This is a genomic window from Lactococcus allomyrinae, from assembly GCF_003627095.1.
Lineage (GTDB): Bacteria > Bacillota > Bacilli > Lactobacillales > Streptococcaceae > Lactococcus > Lactococcus allomyrinae.
This window is the reverse complement of sequence record NZ_CP032627.1, coordinates 1,757,803-1,777,580: the sequence shown is the minus strand read 5'-3', so window position 1 is coordinate 1,777,580 and position 19,778 is coordinate 1,757,803. Positions and strand designations below refer to the sequence as shown.

At 36.4% G+C, this 19,778-nt stretch carries 14 protein-coding genes; 12 read left to right on the top strand and 2 right to left on the bottom strand.

The genetic code is table 11. The features are described 5' to 3' along the window. Positions 1-36 precede the first annotated feature (36 nt). On the bottom strand, positions 37-825 hold the full coding sequence (locus tag D7I46_RS08190; protein ID WP_120772452.1) for a CPBP family intramembrane glutamic endopeptidase: 789 nt from the start codon (positions 823-825) through the stop codon (positions 37-39). Between the two features lie 299 nt (positions 826-1,124). Between D7I46_RS08190 and D7I46_RS08185 the strand changes: the two genes are divergently transcribed. The 7 genes from D7I46_RS08185 (at position 1,125) to murC (ending at position 11,836) form a co-directional block, all read left to right on the top strand. Beyond that, complete coding sequence (locus D7I46_RS08185) at positions 1,125-1,904, top strand: CppA N-terminal domain-containing protein (RefSeq protein WP_120772451.1); 780 nt, start codon at positions 1,125-1,127, stop codon at positions 1,902-1,904. Positions 1,905-2,004: 100 nt separating this feature from the next. Then, positions 2,005-2,961 carry a serine hydrolase domain-containing protein gene (locus D7I46_RS08180; RefSeq protein WP_120772450.1) on the top strand — a complete coding sequence of 319 codons (957 nt, stop codon included), beginning with the start codon at positions 2,005-2,007 and terminating at the stop codon, positions 2,959-2,961. Between the two features lie 418 nt (positions 2,962-3,379). Beyond that, positions 3,380-4,708, top strand: a complete 1,329-nt coding sequence (locus D7I46_RS08175; protein ID WP_120772449.1) for an amino acid permease — start codon at positions 3,380-3,382, stop codon at positions 4,706-4,708. A 43-nt stretch (positions 4,709-4,751) separates the two neighbouring features. Then, the gene (locus tag D7I46_RS08170; RefSeq protein ID WP_120772448.1) at positions 4,752-5,795 is read left to right on the top strand and encodes a 3-deoxy-7-phosphoheptulonate synthase; all 1,044 of its coding nucleotides are present in this window, start codon (positions 4,752-4,754) and stop codon (positions 5,793-5,795) included. Positions 5,796-6,167: 372 nt separating this feature from the next. After that, positions 6,168-9,272, top strand: a complete 3,105-nt coding sequence (locus D7I46_RS08165) for a DEAD/DEAH box helicase (protein ID WP_120772447.1) — start codon at positions 6,168-6,170, stop codon at positions 9,270-9,272. 372 nt (positions 9,273-9,644) lie between these two features. Next, on the top strand, positions 9,645-10,247 hold the full coding sequence (locus D7I46_RS08160) for a hypothetical protein (protein ID WP_120772446.1): 603 nt from the start codon (positions 9,645-9,647) through the stop codon (positions 10,245-10,247). 257 nt (positions 10,248-10,504) lie between these two features. Continuing rightward, positions 10,505-11,836: a UDP-N-acetylmuramate--L-alanine ligase gene (gene murC, locus D7I46_RS08155; RefSeq protein ID WP_120772445.1), complete on the top strand. Its 1,332-nt coding sequence runs from the start codon at positions 10,505-10,507 to the stop codon at positions 11,834-11,836. 285 nt (positions 11,837-12,121) lie between these two features. Here murC and argR read toward each other — a convergent pair whose 3' ends face one another. Beyond that, positions 12,122-12,580: an arginine repressor gene (gene argR / locus D7I46_RS08150; protein WP_120772444.1), complete on the bottom strand. Its 459-nt coding sequence runs from the start codon at positions 12,578-12,580 to the stop codon at positions 12,122-12,124. 67 nt (positions 12,581-12,647) lie between these two features. On the opposite strand from argR, the gene argS reads away from it, so the two are divergent. The 5 genes from argS to arcC all read left to right on the top strand — a co-directional run bounded on the left by argS (position 12,648) and on the right by arcC (position 19,761). Further along, positions 12,648-14,342, top strand: coding sequence for an arginine--tRNA ligase (gene argS, locus D7I46_RS08145; RefSeq protein WP_120772443.1), 1,695 nt, complete (start codon positions 12,648-12,650; stop codon positions 14,340-14,342). A 276-nt stretch (positions 14,343-14,618) separates the two neighbouring features. Continuing rightward, complete coding sequence (gene arcA / locus D7I46_RS08140; protein ID WP_120772442.1) at positions 14,619-15,854, top strand: arginine deiminase; 1,236 nt, start codon at positions 14,619-14,621, stop codon at positions 15,852-15,854. 245 nt (positions 15,855-16,099) lie between these two features. After that, on the top strand, positions 16,100-17,164 hold the full coding sequence (argF, locus tag D7I46_RS08135; protein WP_120772441.1) for an ornithine carbamoyltransferase: 1,065 nt from the start codon (positions 16,100-16,102) through the stop codon (positions 17,162-17,164). Positions 17,165-17,184: 20 nt separating this feature from the next. After that, the gene (locus tag D7I46_RS08130; protein ID WP_120772440.1) at positions 17,185-18,768 is read left to right on the top strand and encodes a basic amino acid/polyamine antiporter; all 1,584 of its coding nucleotides are present in this window, start codon (positions 17,185-17,187) and stop codon (positions 18,766-18,768) included. A 48-nt stretch (positions 18,769-18,816) separates the two neighbouring features. Next, positions 18,817-19,761 (top strand): carbamate kinase, encoded by a 945-nt coding sequence (arcC, locus tag D7I46_RS08125; RefSeq protein ID WP_120772439.1) that lies wholly within the window; start codon positions 18,817-18,819, stop codon positions 19,759-19,761. The last annotated feature ends 17 nt before the right edge of the window (positions 19,762-19,778 follow it).

Below are 19,778 nucleotides of genomic sequence, written 5' to 3'. Positions count from 1 at the left end.
CACTTGTTAATTTTTTGGTATTTAAGTTAGTATCTGTTAATGCGAAAGAAGAAATGCGACGAGAATACCAAAAAGATTCCAAAGCATATGAATGCTCATATTGAGATAAAAGTTGCGATATTTGGCATAAAAACTAGTTAAAATAAGACTCATTAAACCATAAGTCAACCAACTGTAGAGGTCTGTTGGGCCGTGCATATATGCAAAGAGGAGCATTGCAACGATAAAAGCAATATTTCTGTGCTTTTTGAAGACAATTTCAAAAATACCTACCCGATAGGTTAATTCTTCAAAGAAGCCTGCTGCAACAGTTTGTATCACAAATATTGCCACAGGAATCAATTTTTGAAGCTGATTTAGAGCCTCTTGATTTGCTGTATCGGGACTTTGATGGATGAGTTGGGCAATGATACCAGTCAGGATAGAAGCAAGAAATAGAAGAGCAAATCCAGCCAATAATTTTATTATTGAAAAGTACTTCCAATTGAATTTTGGGATAATACTTGTTTTTCTTGCAACAAAATAAGAAAATCCGAGTGAGAGTAGAAAGATAAGATAAAAAATAATATTATCTATTACCGAAAAAGGTGGATGGATACTAAAAAATGTTGATGTAAATGTAGGAGCAAGAGAGAGTATGAATAGGACGAGCCATTGCCATTTATTATAAGCTAAGAGATTGCCTATAATTGATAAAATAATAGCCGTAGTAATAAATGAAGTGAGATGATGAGGGGCAAAGAGAAATGAAAAAATCACAGCAAGAAGGATGATTGCAAGGGCCCGAAATTTAGAGAACTGTTGGAGTTTATCTTTACTAATCATGCACATATTGTATCATACTTCAATAAATGACGAGTAAATCTTTGATAATTTTCGAGAAATTTGCGAAAATAGGAATACATATGTTATGAGATTGTATTGATCTTTTTTGAACTGTATGAGTATGATATTGTACTAATATGCTTTTGGCGCACGCTAGTCCTGCTTTAAAATCCGATAGGATTTTATGTTACGGGCTTTTGAGCATCCATGCGCCAGAGGTTCTTCGTGCTAAGCTAACTTGGCAGCAAGACGAAGCGACTTGTTCTATCATGAGAGATTAAATATAACTGGAGGAAACAATGAGTGAGATAATAGATCGTATTGTCGCTTTCCAACCTGTATATCGTGTCCTTCATCGTGAGGAAAATCTGGATTTTTTCCGTGATGTCCTCGGATTGAAAGTTCTAATGGAAGAGGGTGCGATGGTGTGGTTAGGTGGACATGAGGCGAAACTTGACCGTTTTCAATTGGAAGAGTCACCAGGCTTGCGCTCTGTCAATGGATACAAAAAACATTCACGTACAGTAATCAAAGCTGCTACATCTGAGATTGAGCAACTTTTGGCACGTGATTTGGAAAAAGTAGCTAAGGTTTATCGTGGCAAATCTGGCTATACTTTTGAAGCAGTATCTCCTGAAAATGATGTGTTTTTGGTAACCGCAGAAGAACTGACAGATTTGTCAGCACTGACAGAAATCGAAAAAAGTGAAGTTAATGTTGTCAGAGATAAAGACTTTAAAGGCTTATCTGATTTTGTGATTAGTGAGATAGACTTGAATGTAGCCGATAAAGAGATTATTGAATTTTATGAGTCTGTTTTTTCTATGAAAACGATTGATGGAGTATTTGATTTTCCTTTTGTTTCGCTGAAGTTGTCAGTGGCTGACGGAGAAGATGTGAGTGCAGCGACGGATGAAACATTTGATTTAGAATTTTTAATCTTTATGATTGATAAGATGTTTGATTTAGAAGCATTTTCGGCTCAATTTGAGGATGTGGATGGTACTTATTTGGATGCGTCAGCAAAGACTTTCTCATTGGAAGTTCCCAGCCATGTTGAACTTTGGTTTGTAAAATAAGAAATTTAAGCTAATGAAAACTCTGTCAGTGCTGACAGAGTTTATTTATCTACTGACAAGATTTTTGTCATAAAAAATCTCAAGAAAGGAAGTAGAAAAAATGAGAAATCAACAGCAAGTCTTGCAAATGGTTCAGGATTATATTGTGAAAGAAATTTTTCCTGGTGCAAATTTTGCAATCATTGAAAATGAAAAAGTGACAGAATTTGTGATGGGTAATGCTGCAATTTTACCTAAGAAAGTAGTCTTGTCAGCAGGTGAATGCTGGGATTTAGCTTCTGTAACAAAAGTTGTAGGAACAGGTACGGCTGTCATTAATCTTATTTTTGATGGAGTTTTTGAACTTGATGTTCCAGCTCAGAAATATTATCCAGCATTTGCTGACAGTTCTGTCAGTGTTCGACAATTACTGACACATACGTCTGGTATTAATCCATTTATCCCTCAGCGAGACCAGCTATCAGCTAACGAATTAAAACAGGCAATCAATCATATTCAAGTTACTGATGATAAAAATTTTCATTATACAGACATCAATTTTATCCTACTTGGCTTCATGTTAGAAGAATATTATGGTAAAAAACTAGATGAGATTTTTCTCACTCAAGTTTTTAAAAAATGGGAAATGAATGAGACAACTTTTGGACCTGTTTCGCATGCTGTACCAACGAGTTATGATTTGCCAGTAGGAATTGTCCATGACCCGAAAGCACGCGTTTTAGGAGTGGAATGTGGCTCTGCAGGGCTATTTTCTACGATGGCTGACTTGACTGCTTTTGTTAAAGGATATTTTGCTGAAGAAAAATATATCAAATTGTTAAATAACTACGCTTCAGGAGTGAAAAAGAGGAGTTTGGCTTGGGATTTACCAGCAAAAAGTAATGATTGGCTGCTACACACAGGTTATACAGGAACTTTTATTTTAATCAATCCAAGAGCAAAGAAAGCAGTAATATTTTTATCAAATCGAGTCCACCTAAAAGACGAACGTGAGAAATGGATTAAAGCGCGTGATTTGTTAATAAATCTTTTATTAGAGAATTTATCCGATGAGTAATATCGGATTTTTTATTTTTAAACGGACGAATAGAATCTAAAAAATATCAAAAAAATTAAAATGACTGTATATTGGTAAATTATTGACAAATAAAACAATTTTAACTATACTGAATAAATAATTAAAATTCAGAGGTCTAAAAAATGATTTACGCATACAACACATTTTTCTTGTTGTTTAAGAAGGAGGACTTACATTAGCCTATTTGGTGAAATGTGTGAGTCCTCTTTGGCGTTAGTCATTTTGAGGACGATAAGACGTCCTCGGGGCGTCTTTTTTAGTTGCTTAGAACTTTTGTTACTGTGAGGTGGACGGGAACAAAAGAGCAAGGAGGGAAAAAATTGGAAAAAAAGGGACCCTAAAGATTGAGAAATATCAAATATTTCAGAGATTTTTTAAGAAAAAGGGGATTATATAATTGGAGAATAATCAGGGATTGAAGAAAAGAATGGCAACACGCCATATAACGATGATTGCACTGGGAGGAGCAATCGGAGCAGGACTATTTAAGGGGAGCGCCTCAGCGATTAGCGTGGCAGGTCCTTCGGTACTAATTGCTTATTTGGTTGGTGGATTGGTACTATTTTTTGTAATGAAAAGTTTGGAGAAACTTGTATTGGATTCAGAGGAACCACACGGCTTATCAGGCTTGGTTCAACCCTATCTAGGCAATCATGCAGCAGACTTTACAGACTGGGTTTACTGGTCACTTTGGATGATTAATATTATTGCGGAAGCAGTTGCAGCAGCGAGCTTTTTGCAACTATGGTTTCCTAATATTCCAGCGTGGATATTTGTATTAATCATCGCAGTATTGACCTCACTCATTAACTTGTATTCAGTTACTTTTTTTGCTGAAACAGAGTATTGGCTTGCATTCATTAAAATAAGCGTCATTATTTTACTTATTATTTTTGGCGTTATTCTGGTAGCTAAGGAGGTATTTAATACTAATCTAATAGCTACATTTTCTAGGATGAACAATCATGGAGGATTTGCTCCGCATGGAATAAAAGGAGTTATTAATTCTTTGCTCATTGTTATTTACTCTTATGGTGGTTCAGAATTGATTGCTATAACAGTCAGTGAAACAGAAAATCCAAAAGTAGCGATTCCAAAAGCAATTCGAGGCGTGATTGGACGGATTATATCATTTTATATTGTTCCGATGTTTTTATTACTTATCATTTATAACTGGCATACTCTTACTGATTCTTCAATGAGTCCTTTTGTAATGGTATTTAATAAAATGCATATTCCTTTTGCGGGAGATATTGTCAACTTTGTCATTATCTTAGCACTATTCTCTTCTATCAATTCAGGAATTTATGCTTCTTCAAGAATTTTATTTTTCCGACTAAAGAACAGAAAAGGAAAGTATGCAAGCGCTGTTGCAAAGCTAAATAAACATCAAGTCCCTCAAAGAGCGGTACTCTTTTGTTCGGGAACACTCTACATTGGGGTAGTTTTATCTTATTTTCTTGGTGATCAGTTATTTAATTATTTGGCAGGTTCTCTCTCTTATACTGTACTGTTAATTTGGTTCCTTATCAGTAGTGCAGGTTTTGTACTTGCTTGTAAGAACGGGTCACTTTCTGGGAGAAGTATGAGCATATTTGCTCTTGCCGCACTATTTCTGATTTGTATTGGAATTTTATTTACCAATCCTATCGGAGTAACTGTGCTCACTGCAATTCTCTACTTTGTGATTTACATTAGTTATCAAAAAAAGCAAATAAATCAATAATTAAATCAAAAAATTAAAAAATATTTAGAAAAGCGAGAAAAAAATGACATTCAAAAAAGTTAGCGCACAAATTGATGTTGAAGCTGTAAAAGAAATTAACCATCTTAATGCGGAACAACAAGCGAGAAAAGTTAAGCGCGATAAAGAGTTAGAGGCAATTATCAAAGGCGAAGATGAGCGTTTGCTCTTGATTATTGGTCCATGTTCGTCGGATAATGAAGAAGCAGTTCTTGAATATGCACGCCGTTTGGCAAAACTTCAAGAAGAAGTTAAAGAGAAAATTTTTATGGTAATGCGGGTTTATACTGCAAAACCTAGAACAAACGGTGATGGCTATAAAGGATTGATTCATGAGCCTGATGCTGATGGCCATACAGACCTCATCAATGGTATTAAGATGGTTCGAGATCTACATTATAAAGTAATCACTGAAACAGGACTCACTACAGCAGACGAAATGCTTTATCCAGAGAACTTGACAATGGTAGATGATTTGGTCAGTTATTATGCAGTAGGAGCGCGTTCGGTTGAAAATCAACAACACCGTTTCGTTGCATCAGGAATTGATGCTCCCACAGGAATGAAAAATCCAACTTCTGGTAATTTGAAAGTAATGTTCAATGGCGTTTATGCTGCACAGCAGTCTCAAGATTTTCTATTTGGACGTGCTGAGGTAGAAACATCAGGCAATCCGCTTGCTCACGTTATTTTGCGTGGAGGTCAAGACGAAAATGGAAAATATCATCCAAACTATTACACAGATAATCTCTTAGAAACAATCGAGAGTTATGAAAAGATGAACTTGAAAAATCCATTTATTGTTATCGATACGAATCATGATAATTCTGGTAAAAAATACATGGAACAAATTCGTATTGTACGTCAAACATTGATTAATCGTGACTGGCATGACAAGATTAACAAATATGTACGTGGATTTATGATTGAGTCCTATCTTGAAGATGGCCGTCAAGACCACCCAGAGATTTTCGGGAAATCTATCACAGACCCATGTCTCGGCTGGGAAAAGACAGAGCAATTGGTCAAAGAGATTTATACTGCAACTGCGAAAAGTGCTGATAAATGATTAATTCAAACTTATGGAGCAAAATAGCGGAAAAGTGAGCATCAGGCTTTTAAATATTTTAAAGAAAAGAGGTGCTTTTAATGGCATCTTTTTATTACTTTTACTTGCTAAATCGAACGTTGTGAAAAAATATTATTCGCAAAGAATAAGGATTTTTTGGAATACTTAGTGAAAAAAATGTCAAAATATGGTATAATATACGCAAAATTTTGTAATAGATTATTCAGAATCTCGCGATGTTTTATTTCTTGTCCAAACTAAGCAAGGTATCGTATAGGGAACTGTCCTAGAAGAGTATGAAACAATATTGGGCTATAAGCAGAATTTCTGAATAAACATGACGGATGACTATCGAGGAAAAATAATAAAATTATGAGTAGAATGATGCCAGCTAGGGTGCGAAGCGAAGGAATTGCGCTTTATGCAAAAGGGGGATTAAATGACCCTATTGAAGCCGATTTTAAACTGAGCGCAGAGATTGATGGCGAGCAAGTGGTATATGATTTAGATGGGGCACAGGACTATTGTTCTTGTGAAGTTTTTCAGCAAAATCATCGCTACTGTAAGCATATTGCAGCGATAGAAGAATATCTAAAAAACAGAGAAACAACTACGGATACAACCGAAGATAAGGAACATTTACGACCAGAGAGTTTGCTTTACACAGAAAATGTTACTTTTTTGGATGAATTAAATGGGGAAACACAGCTTAATTTTAGTACAGACCAGTATTCAATTGAGGTTCAGATTGAGGATAACAGTCAGCTTTATGATTATTTTTCTGTGGATTATTTCTTGTATTTTGATATAAGATTAAAAAGCGAGAAATTAGGGCGTTCTTATGTGATTAAGGATATTCCATATTTTTTACGTGCTTTGAGAAATTTTAGTCAGTATTCTCTGGGCTCTTTACACTATATCAATCTATTTTTTGATAATTTTGATGAAGCGAGTCAAGCATTTTTAAATTTCTTATTGAAAATTGATGATAAAACGGATGAGGCATTTACAAAATCTTTATATATCAAAAATGGACGTTATTTGAACATCCCTTTTCTGTTTCTTGAAGAAGCAATGGATTTGTCAGCAGCGCTTGAAATGTGTCAGCTTAAAATCTCTGGTAGAATGATTAATTATTTTACTTTTATTCCTTTAGATAATGATTCAGAGTTGTTTGAGTTTAAAGTTGAAAGTCAGCAGGATTATATTGAGTTAAGTGTGATAGATAAGAATTATCACAATTTTTATGGAAAATCATTATTGTATCACGATCATATTTTCTACAAGGTAAGTCAGGAACAAAGACGACTTTTAACCGTTTTGGAGCGACGACTTGCCAATGAAAATCGTATTAATTTTTCATATGCTGATAAAGATAGATTAGCGCAGGCATTGCAGCAATTATCTACTTTGGGACGGATTTCAGCTCCTCGTCATTTTGTCATTAGACCATTTGATGCGATTTTTCGATTTGACCTTACTGACAAACAAACGCTTGCTCTGTCAGTAAAATTTGACTATGGTAATTTTGCGATAGACAGTTTTCATGAACTTGAAACGTTAGAGTTTTCTCGCGATTTACGAAAAGAGCAGAAAATTTTTGCAGTGATGGAGCGGTTTGGATTTCCTCGTTCATTTAATTCAAGTTTGACTATTCTGTCAGTACTGACAGAGACTTTCTTTATCAAAATTTTACCAGCCTTTAATAAATTGGGTAAAGTTGAACTTTCGTCAGTACTGACAGAATTAAAAATGGACGAGATTCCTGAGATTCGTATTGACAGTAATGGTGGTTTACTTGATATCTCGTTTGATTTACCACAGGTTGGCGAATCAGAGTTTGCAAACGTGATTGCAAAACTTCAAGAGAATGCGGAATTTTATATTAGTGAGAGTGGGAAGTTTTACCATTTTGATGAAAAATTTAAAGCTCTAAAATCAGCGCTTAATGAGTTGGATGAGCAGTTTGTCATCAGTGGAAATACGCTTAGAGTCAATGCTAATCGCAGTTTTCAAGTTTCTAAGATTTTTGAGAATATCAGTGGTGCGTCATTCTCAGAGAAATTTAAGTCCTTCTATGAACATCTCACTCAGCCTGAGACATTTCCTTATGAAAAGCCAGAACACATCCGGGCCTCTCTTCGTCCTTATCAAGAGATTGGTGTGCGTTGGATGAGTATGCTGACTCATTATCAGTTAGGAGGAATACTCGCTGATGATATGGGTTTGGGGAAAACTGTCCAAGCCATCACCTATCTTCTCTCCAACTTAAAAGAAGGTGAAAAAGCATTGATTACTGCGCCAGCGAGCCTGACATACAACTGGGCAAGTGAATTTGAAAAGTTCACAGACCAGATTAATTTTGTTGTGGTAGATGGCACTAAGAATGAACGTTCAGAACAAATCGCGACAGAGCATCAGATTTATATTACAAGTTATGGTAGCTTTTTGAAAGACTTTGAAGAGTACCAAGATAAAAAGTTAAATTATCTTTTGCTGGATGAAGCGCAGGTAGTGAAAAATTATAGCAGTAAAACTAATAAATCTTTAACAGCGCTTAACGTTGAACATACATTTGCTCTTTCAGGAACACCACTAGAAAATAGAATTGAAGAAATTTGGGCAATCTTCCAAGTTGTGATGCCTGGATTTTTGCCAAAACGAGAAAAATTCAATAAAATGTCACCAGCAGTGATTTCAAGATTGATTCAGCCGTTCATCATGCGACGTAAAAAAGAAGATGTTCTTGAAGAATTGCCTGAAAAGATGGAAATTACGCTTTATAATAATCTCGCTGATGATCAAAAAGTAATCTATCTTGCTCAACTGGAGTTGATGCAACGCCAAGTGATGCAGATGGATAGTACAGCCTTATCACGTTCGCGAATTGAGATTTTAGCTGGGATTACGCGACTTCGTCAAATTTGTAATACACCTGCGTTATTTATGGATGATTACAAAGGGAGCTCAGGAAAGTTGGAACGTTTGCGAGAGTTACTCGAACAGATTAAAGAATCTGGTCATCGTCCATTGATTTTTTCACAGTTTACCAAAGTTTTTCCTCACATTGAGCGGTTGATGGATCATCTTGAGATGAGTGCTTATAAATTGACAGGTTCTACACCAATCAAGGATAGATTGTCAATGGTTCAAGCTTTTAATGCTGGAAGCCGAGATGCTTTCTTAGTTTCTTTGAAAGCTGGAGGTGTTGGACTCAATTTGACAAGTGCTGATGTTGTGATTTTGGTTGATTTATGGTGGAATCCAGCTGTGGAAGAACAAGCAATCGCACGTGCACATAGAATGGGGCAAAAAAATACAGTTGAAGTCATTCGATTGATTACTCAAGGAACCATTGAAGAAAAGATTATGGACATTCAGGAACGTAAAAAAGACTTGATTGCTAATGTTCTTGAAGGTGATGTTGTTGATAAAGCACTCAGTGAGGCAGAAATTCGTGAAATTCTGGGAGTTTGACTTTAAAAAACTTGAAAATTAAGCTATAATGAATATCGGAACTATACAAATTTTTTCTTTAATACTGTTAAATTTTAACGAGTATCAGTCATGATTTGTAATTAAAAGGACTCAAAAAGGTTTGATAGCTGTGATAAATATTGATTTTATATCATGTTATCCATACGCCAGATGTCCATTCGTTCTATCTTTGCTTTGGCAGCGTGGTAGTTTTTAAGCGTTGTGGCAATGGATGAGCTATACAATGAATTTTAAACAAACTTTTCAATCAAGTTTTTTGATTGACTATACTGAGATAAACTAAAAATTGTTGCAAATGCTACATATCAGCCTTTTGCAGACTGATTAATTATAAAGAAATAGGACAAAAATATGGTAGAAAGAAGAAGAGTTACATTTCCAGTTATCGGTGATGATGAAGTCCTTCAAAAAGATACTCGTGTAATTCTGAATAATCAGCAATTGCTGACCAGAAATCCGAGTCTTCAAGATGAGGCTTCAATTGGTGGAATGGCGAGTAGTATGCCAAAATCGGAAACAAAACGCCCTGATAATTTTAAGCCTTATAAAGCAAAGACAAGCTTTAGCACTCAACATCGTCCGCTCAACTCCAATCACAGTGGTGTAAGTTCTTACGACAAGATGCCTAAAAAGACAAGTGTTGATGAATCGAAAGAGCGTGCTAAACGTGCAGCGGCAACACTTCCTAAGCCTCCCAAGCAATATGTCTCACCTCTTGAGAGAGATAAGGAAGATTTTACTGTTCGACGTTCAACATCAGCAATCTTGAATAAACGTCCTTTGGTCAATGATAATCCGATTCAAGATATGAAGAAGCAAGGGATGAGTGTTTCAGATGCTGTTTCAAGAAGTGGTGGAATGAGAAAATCGACGCCACATGGTGGAGCAGTTAATGAAAAAGGAAGTTATTTTGAAAATAAACGTAAAAATATCTTCGACCGTGGAATTGTCTAATAAAAGTAAATAAAAAAAGAACTCTGTCAGCAGTAACTTATAAACCATAAGTGGTAAAAGTTGCGATTGGCAGAGTGAATTTTTGAAAAGATAAATTTTATATGTGTTAAAGACACATTTGAATTTCAAAATTTTTGGAAATCCAATAGGATTAGATTGTAAGAAAAGAAGGGAAATTTCTGTAAGCTACTGACAATGATAACCGTACTGACAGGATATCAGGAAGATTCTGTCAGTAACTTACAGGACATTTTATCATGGAAAAAACATATCATTTTACCGGAATTAAAGGCTCAGGAATGAGCGCGCTTGCGCTTATGCTCCATCAAATGGGAAAAAAAGTACAAGGTTCAGATTCAACAGATTATTTCTTTACTCAACGAGGACTTGAGCAGGCTGGTGTACCACTCCTACCTTTTGATGAAAAAAATATCAAACCTGAGTTTGAATTAATTGCTGGAAATGCTTTTCGAGATGATAACAATGTGGAGATTGCATTTGCACATAAAAATGGCTTTCCTTTCAAGCGCTATCATGAGTTTCTAGGTCACTTCATGGAAGACTTTGTAAGTATTGGTGTAGCGGGTGCGCATGGTAAAACTTCAACAACAGGAATGTTGGCACACGTGATGAGTAGTATAGTTGATACTTCTTATCTGATTGGTGATGGTACTGGACGTGGAAATGCAGATAGTAAATATTTTGTTTTTGAATCTGATGAATATGAACGCCATTTCATGCCTTATCATCCAGAATACACGATTATGACAAATATCGACTTTGACCATCCAGATTATTTTGAAGGCATTGAGGATGTCACAGCTGCTTTTCAAGACTATGCTAATAATATCAAAAACGGCATTTTTGCATATGGAGAAGATGTTAATCTTCGGAAATTAACAGCAAAAGCTCCTATTTATTATTATGGTTTTGAAGCAAATGATGATTATCGTGCAGAAAACTTGATTCGTAGTACACGTGGTTCTTCTTTTGATGCTTATTTCCGTGGACAATTGCTTGGACATTTTGTTGTACCAGCTTATGGAAAACATAATGTTTTAAATGCCTTGTCAGTTGTTGCTGTTTGCCATAACTTAGGGCTTGATATGGTCGAAGTTGCAGATCATCTGTTGACTTTCCGAGGAGTAAAACGACGTTTTACTGAAAAGAAAGTTGGTGAGATTATCATCATTGACGATTTTGCACACCATCCAACAGAAATCGAAGCGACGCTTGATGCAGCTCGTCAAAAATATCCAGATCGTGAAATAGTTGCAGTTTTCCAACCCCACACGTTTACAAGGACAATTGCCTTTGCTGACGAATTTGCCGCTGTGCTTGACCATGCCGATACAGTTTATCTAGCACAGATTTATGGTTCTGCTCGTGAGGTTGACCATCATGAAATTACTGCACAGGATTTGGCAGATAAAGTGCGTAAACCAGCTAAAGTTGTTGATCTTGACAATATTTCTCCATTACTTGACCATGACCGTGCGGTTTATGTATTTATGGGAGCAGGGAATATTCAAAAATATGAAATTGCTTTTGAAAAATTGCTTGGACAAATATCAACGAACTTACAATAATGAAATATCCAAAATAAAAAGTCTGTCAGTATACTGACAGTCTTTTTTTGACTCATTTTGCGGTAAAATTAATGACTCAACCAAGAAGAAATAGTACAAATTAGATAAAAATGCTGACAGGATTCTGTCAGTAACCATAAAAAATCCAAGTCACAGGAGGGTGGCTTGGATTAAAGGGGTTTATGAAGAAATTATTTAGGGAGTAAAGACAGTATAAATGTAATCGCTTAAATAAAACTTAAAAAATTAAAAAAAGCGGGGACTTTTAAAGACTACAAAATAAATTTAACCAAGCAAGATATATTTTATCTCAGCTGTCAAAACAGTTGCATCCTTTTCAGAAGCACAAATAACAAGTAGAGTGTCCGCTCCAGCGAGTGTTCCTAATATATCTTTGCGATTTTCTCTTTCTTCATCGAGCGCATTTGCCAATATATCTGCTTCACCTAATTTTGTACGAATCACAACTAACGCACCAACAGAAGTTGCAGAAAGGACAAAATTATAAAAATATAAATGCAAATCAGAATGAATCTTCTCATTTCCAGACGTCAAAAGTGAGTAAAAACTCTCGCCTTTATCTCGCTTTTTAATAATATTTAATTTTCTGATATCCCGTGACAAAGTTGCTTGAGTGACTGTCACACCCTCTTTTGCTAACAGGTTTTGTAGCTCTTCTTGGGTCGCTATTTTATTGTTAGTGACGATATCTTTAATAATATTTAATCTTTCGGCTCTTTTCATAGCATAATTATACCATATAATGTTAAACACATTGACAAAATTAGTATTTTTTCTGTATAATTAGAAAATGAACGAAAAACAATTAGTAAGCCAAGCACTGTCCAAAACTCTCGACGGCGTCCTTGAAGTAGAACAAATCGCAGCCATTATTGAAAAACCTAAATCATCTGATTTGGGAGACCTTGCCTTTCCAGCTTTTCAACTGGCAAAAGTGCTTCGCAAATCTCCGCAAGCCATTGCGACAGAAATTGCTGAAAAAATTGATTCAACAGGTTTTGAAAAGGTTTTAGCAGTAGGACCTTATGTTAATTTCTTTCTTGACAAAAACTCAACTGCAACACAAGTTATTCATGATGTTATCGCTAAAGGTAAACATTATGGTGATGAACAAACTGGTGCAGGACGTAACGTTCCGGTCGATATGTCAGCACCAAATATCGCAAAGCCATTCTCAATCGGTCATTTGCGCTCAACTGTTATCGGAGATTCAATTGCTAAAATCTACGAAAAATTAGGCTACAATCCAGTCAAAATTAACCACTTGGGTGACTGGGGTAAACAATTTGGGCTTTTGATTACAGCTTACAAAAAATATGGTGATGAAGCAACAATCACTGCTAATCCTATTGATGAACTTTTGAAACTCTACGTCCAAATCAATGCTGAAGCCAAAGAAAATCCAGCTGTTGATGAGGAAGGACGTGAATGGTTCCTCAAAATGGAACAAGGAGATGAAGAAGCACTTCGTATTTGGAAATGGTTCTCTGATGTTTCGTTGATTGAGTTTAACCGTATCTATGATAAGTTAGATGTAACCTTTGATTATTTCACTGGAGAAAGCTTTTATAGCGATAAAATGGATGCTATCGTTGAAGACTTAGAAAACAAGAATCTTTTGCATGAGTCTAAAGGTGCATTGATTGTTGACCTTGAAAAATATAATCTCAATCCGGCTTTGATTAAGAAAACAGATGGTGCAACTCTGTATATTACACGTGACCTTGCCACAGCTGTTTATCGTAAGAAAACTTTTGATTTTGTTAAATCACTTTATGTTGTTGGAGGAGAACAAACGAATCACTTTAAACAACTTAAAGCAGTATTGAAAGAAGCTGGCTATGATTGGTCAGATGATATGGTTCATATTCCTTTTGGTATGGTTACTCAAGGGGGGAAAAAATTCTCAACCCGTAAAGGTCATGTTGTTAAACTTGAAATGGCACTTGACGAAGCAGTTGACCGTGCTGAAAAGCAAATTGAAGAAAAAAATCCTAATCTTGCTAATAAGGTCGAAGTTGCTAAGCAAGTTGGTGTAGGTGCCGTTAAATTCTACGACTTGAAGACTGACCGTAAAAATGGTTATGACTTTGATTTGGATGAGATGGTTTCATTTGAAGGTGAAACAGGTCCATATGTTCAATATGCTCATGCACGTATCCAGTCTATTTTGAGAAAAGCAGAACAAAAAGTAAATCTTGAAGAAGTTCCTGTTGTGGTTTCTGATTCGGAAGCTTGGGAAATTGTAAAATTCTTGAAAGAATTTCCAAATACAGTCAAACGTGCAGCAGATAATTATGAGCCATCATTAATTGCTAAATATGCAATTTCTCTTGCGCAAGCTTTCAATAAATACTATGCTCATGTGCGTATTTTGGAAAAAAATGATGAGTTGGCATCGCGTCTTGCACTCATTTCTGCTACAGCCGTTGTATTAAAAGAATCCTTACGTTTACTTGGAGTAGCTGCTCCAGAAAATATGTAATATGATTAAAAATATCCGTAGACTAAATCTTGTCTATGGATATTTTTTTATTCTATATTTTAAAATAAACATTTTTGCATAAATCTAAAAATATACGCATACTAAAATAAAGTGAATATAATTATTTAATTGTGAGAAAATTAAGAAACATAAAAAGCTTAAAAAACAATAAAATAAAGCCATGATGATACTTGACATTAAAAAAACAAAGTTGTATAATTTCATTGTAAACGATTCCAATAATACGTTTTTAAACTAAGAAAGGACAATGAAAAAATGAATAATGGAATTAATGTCAACTCAGAAATTGGGAAATTAAAAACAGTGCTTTTGCATAGACCAGGTGCAGAAGTAGAAAACATCACTCCAGACACGATGAATCAACTCTTGTTTGATGATATTCCGTTTTTGAAAATCGCACAAAAAGAACATGATTTCTTTGCTCAAACACTTCGAGATAACGGCGCAGAAACTTTGTATATTGAGCAACTTGCAACTGAGGTGCTTGATAAAGACCGTGCAGTCAGAGATGAATTTTTAACTCGTATATTGACAGAAGCAGGTTACAGACATGGTCGTACTTTCGATGAACTTCAAGAATATCTTGGATCTATGTCAACAAAAGATATGGTTGACAAAATCTATGCGGGAGTTCGTAAGAATGAACTTGACATTAAACGTACGATTTTGAGTGATATGGCTGGTTCTGATGCAGAAAATCTATTCTATTTGAATCCTTTGCCAAATGCATACTTTACCCGTGACCCACAAGCTTCTATGGGTGTTGGAATGACAATCAACCGCATGACTTTCCCAGCTCGTCAGCCTGAATCGTTGATTACCGAGTTCATTATGAAACATCATCCTCGTTTCAAAGATACTCCGATTTGGCGTGACCGTAACCATACGACACGGATTGAAGGTGGGGATGAGCTGATTTTGAGCAAAAATGCTGTGGCTATTGGAGTTTCTGAACGGACTTCTTCTAAGACAATTCAACAATTGGCTAAAGAGTTGTTCAAAAATCCACTTTCGACATTTGATACAGTTCTTGCAGTTGAAATTCCACACAATCATGCCATGATGCATTTGGATACAGTATTTACAATGATTAATCATGATCAATTTACAGTCTTCCCAGGAATTTTCCACGGAGATGGTTCTATTAACACATTTATTCTTACTCCAGGTAAAAATGAAGAAGAAGTAGAAATTGAACACTTGACTGACCTTGAAAAAGCATTGAAAAAAGTGCTTAACCTTACTGAACTTGACCTTATTGAATGTGGAGGAGGAGATGCGATTATTGCTCCGCGTGAGCAATGGAATGATGGCTCAAATACGCTTGCGATTTCTCCAGGTGAAATCGTTACCTATGACCGTAACTATGTGACAATCGGACTTCTGAAAGAACACGGTATCAAAGTTCATGAAATTCTTTCTAGTGAGCTGGCTCGTGGTCGTGGAGGAGCGCGCTGTATGTCACAACCATTATGGCGTGAAGATTTGTAAGAAACTATTTACTGACAAAAGCTACTGACCGTTCTGTCAGTTCAACGTATCAAAAGCAAGCATTGAATCGGCGAATAAAAAACTTGTCAGCGAAGCTGATAAGTCTGTCAGTTCAATGCGCCTAAAGCAAGCATTGAATCGGCGGATAAAAGACTTATCTGCAGAGCTGATAAGTCTGTCAGTATACTGACAGAAGTATTATCGCAATAATTAAATACTAAAATAAAGAAAAGGAAATTTTTAAAATGACATCACCAATTATTACAAAAGCAGAAGTAAATTCAGTATTTCAAGGACGTAGCCTGCTTGCTGAAAAAGATTTCACACCTGCTGAAATTAATTACCTTGTAGATTTTGGTCTTCACTTAAAAGCGTTGAAACAACAAAATATCCCTCATCATTATCTTGAAGGAAAAAATATTGCACTGCTTTTTGCAAAAACTTCAACACGTACACGTGCAGCTTTTACAACAGCAGCAATTGACCTCGGTGCTCATCCTGAATATCTTGGTGCCAATGATATTCAACTTGGAATTAAAGAATCTGTAGAAGACACAGCAAAAGTACTCGGTTCAATGTTTGATGGGATTGAACGCCGAGGCTTCTCACAAAAAGAGGTTGAAGACCTTGCTAAATTCTCAGGTGTTCCAGTCTGGAATGGTTTGACTGACGATTGGCATCCTACTCAAATGATTGCGGACTTCATGACAGTAAAAGAAAACTTTGGTCATCTTAAAGGCTTGACTTTAGTTTACGTTGGTGATGGCCGTAACAATATGGCGAACTCTCTCATTGTTACAGGTTCTATGCTCGGTGTGAATGTCCATATCGTTGCGCCTGATTCACTTCATCCTTCTCAAGAAGTGATGGATATTGCCCATAAATTTGCTGAAAAATCAGGTGCTAAACCTCTTGCAACTTCTAATATCGAAGAAGGTGTTAAAGGTGCAAACATTATTTATTCAGATGTGTGGGTATCAATGGGTGAATCAAACTGGGAAGAACGAGTCAAACTCCTTACTCCTTACCGTATCACAATGGATATGTTGAAACTAACAGGAAATGCTGACAATGGTAAACTTATCTTCATGCACTGTCTCCCAGCTTTCCACGATACTGAAACTGAATATGGTAAAGAAATCAAAGAAAAATACGGTCTGACAGAAATGGAAGTGACTGACGAAGTATTCCGCTCTAAATATGCACGTCAGTTTGAAGAAGCAGAAAATCGTATGCACTCAATCAAAGCAATTATGGCTGCAACTTTGGGTAATCTCTTTATCCCTGCAGTTCCAGAAACTTTTGAATAAAATTTAAGGAAGTAAATAATATGGAAACAGAAAATAAAAAAGGAATAGGGCTTTTAGCCCTAGTTGCTATTATCGTTTCCGGAGCCATCGGCGGAGGGGTATTTAACCTCTCCAATGACTTGGCAACTGGAGCAACACCAGGGGGTGTTGTTGTTTCTTGGATTGTTATTGGTTTTGGTATCTTAATGTTAGTGTTATCACTTAATCATTTGGTGGTAAATAAACCAGAACTTTCTGGTGTATCAGACTATGCACGTGCTGGTTTTGGTAATATGGTCGGATTCATTTCCGGTTGGGGTTATTGGCTCTCTGCTTGGGCAGGTAATATCGCTTTTGCGGTTTTAATGATGACCTCAGTTGACTACTTCTTTCCTGGAGTATTTCAAGCAAAAAATGGCTCTTTAACAATTCTATCTGTAATTGTTGTTTCTATTGTTTCTTGGGGCTTGACATTACTTGTTATGCGTGGAGTTGAAGGAGCAGCGGTTATCAATGCTATTGTCCTAATTGCAAAATTAATTCCGCTTTTCGTATTTATGATTGCTGGGATTGTGATGTTTAAAGCAGGCGTATTTAGCGCTCATTTCTGGCAAAACTTTGCAGCAAACACAGACGCTAATGGTGTGATTAAGAGCTTAACATGGTCAAATATGACTGGTGGAGATCTTTTTGGTCAGGTAACAAATTCTTTGATGGTAATGATTTGGGTATTTGTTGGTATTGAAGGGGCCGCAATGATGGGGGATCGTGCCAAACGGAAATCAGATGCTGGAAAAGCTTCTATTTTAGGTTTGATTGCTCTCTTAGTCATCTATGTGTTACTCTCTCTTTTACCATTTGGCTTCATGAATCAACAAGACTTAGCCAATACTGGTCAACCTGGTTTGGTTCATATCTTGAATGCAATGGTTGGTGGCTGGGGTGGTACGCTCATGGCGATTGGTTTGGTTATTTCTCTTTTAGGTGCATGGCTCTCTTGGACGATGCTTCCTGTTGAAGCAACTCAACAGTTGTCAGACCAAAAACTACTACCCAGCTGGTTTGGTAAACTTAATGATAAGGGTGCACCAAGTAACTCGCTTATTTTGACACAACTTATCGTCCAAATTTTCTTGATTGTAACGTATTTTGTTGCTGATGCGTATAATGTCTTTGTTTATCTATGTACTGCAGTTATCATGATTTGTTACGCTTTGGTCGGTCTGTATCTCTTCAAGCTTGGTATTCAAGAAAAGAAAACAAGCAATATTGTTGTTGGCTTCTTAGCCGCAGCTTTCCAAATCTTGGCTCTGTATTTCTCGGGCTGGCAGTTTGTGTGGCTTTCGCTCATTCTCTATGCTGTTGGTTTCATCCTCTACGCCCTTAGTAAGAAAGAATATGGAGGTAAACTTAGTAGTGTTGAAATGATTTCGACAGTTATTTTGACAGTTTTAGGAATTCTCGCAGTATTTGGAGTTTATGGCAATTGGCTCGGACTTCAAGATGCTTTAGGTATTGATGGAAACACGCTTCTTGTCGCAGTGGTGCCTTTAATCGTCGTAACGTTTATTGTTTACTTTGTTGTACGTGCAGACATCAATAAGAAGAAAATCAGTAATAAGTAGATAATTATAAAAGTGAAAAAGTATTAGATAAAGGAGAGTTTATATAAAATGGTAAGACGTATTGTAGTAGCTCTTGGTGGGAATGCCATCCTAACAGATGACCCAACAGCAAAAGCGCAGGAAATAGCACTTGAAACAACAGCAGAACAATTGATTCCTCTGATTAAAGACAACGATGTGGAAATGGTTGTGACTCATGGGAATGGTCCGCAAGTAGGTAATCTTTTACTGCAACAGTTGGCTTCAGATAGTCCAAAAAATCCAGCAATGCCTCTTGATACCGCTGTAGCGATGACTCAAGGTCAGATTGGCTTCTGGATGGGGCAGGCTTTTACAAGAGCTCTACTTAAAAATAATATGGAGCGCGTGCCAGTAATATCGGTAGTGACACGTACTGTAGTAGCAGCAGATGACCCTGCTTTTGAGAAACCAACAAAACCAATTGGTCCTTTCTATGATGAAGCAGGTGTTGCTGAAATGAAGGCACAGTATCCAGATTGGGTATTTGTTGAAGACTCTGGTCGTGGCTACCGTCGTGTGGTACCAAGTCCAAAACCTACGCGAATTGTTGAAGCTGCAGCGATTAAACCATTGATTTCATCAAGTGTTTTGGTTACCGTATCTGGCGGTGGTGGTATACCTGTGATTGAAACTTCTAGTGGTTACGAAGGCATTGAAGCCGTTATTGACAAAGATTTTTCAGCAGCAAAAGTTGCTGAACTCGTTGAAGCTGACAATTTATTAATCTTAACAGCAGTTGATAATGTCTTTGTCAATTTTAATAAACCTAACCAAAAGAAACTTGAAACAGTTACAATGGCAGAGATGCGTAGTTTTATTGAAGAAGGACAATTTGCCGCAGGCTCAATGTTGCCAAAAGTACAAGCTGCAATGGAATTTGTCGCACGGACCAGCCGTCCTGCAACGATTACTTCTTTGGAAAATCTTGAAGATTTCCTTACAAATGATTCAGGAACAAAGATTATTCCTTAAAATGAAAATGCTACACA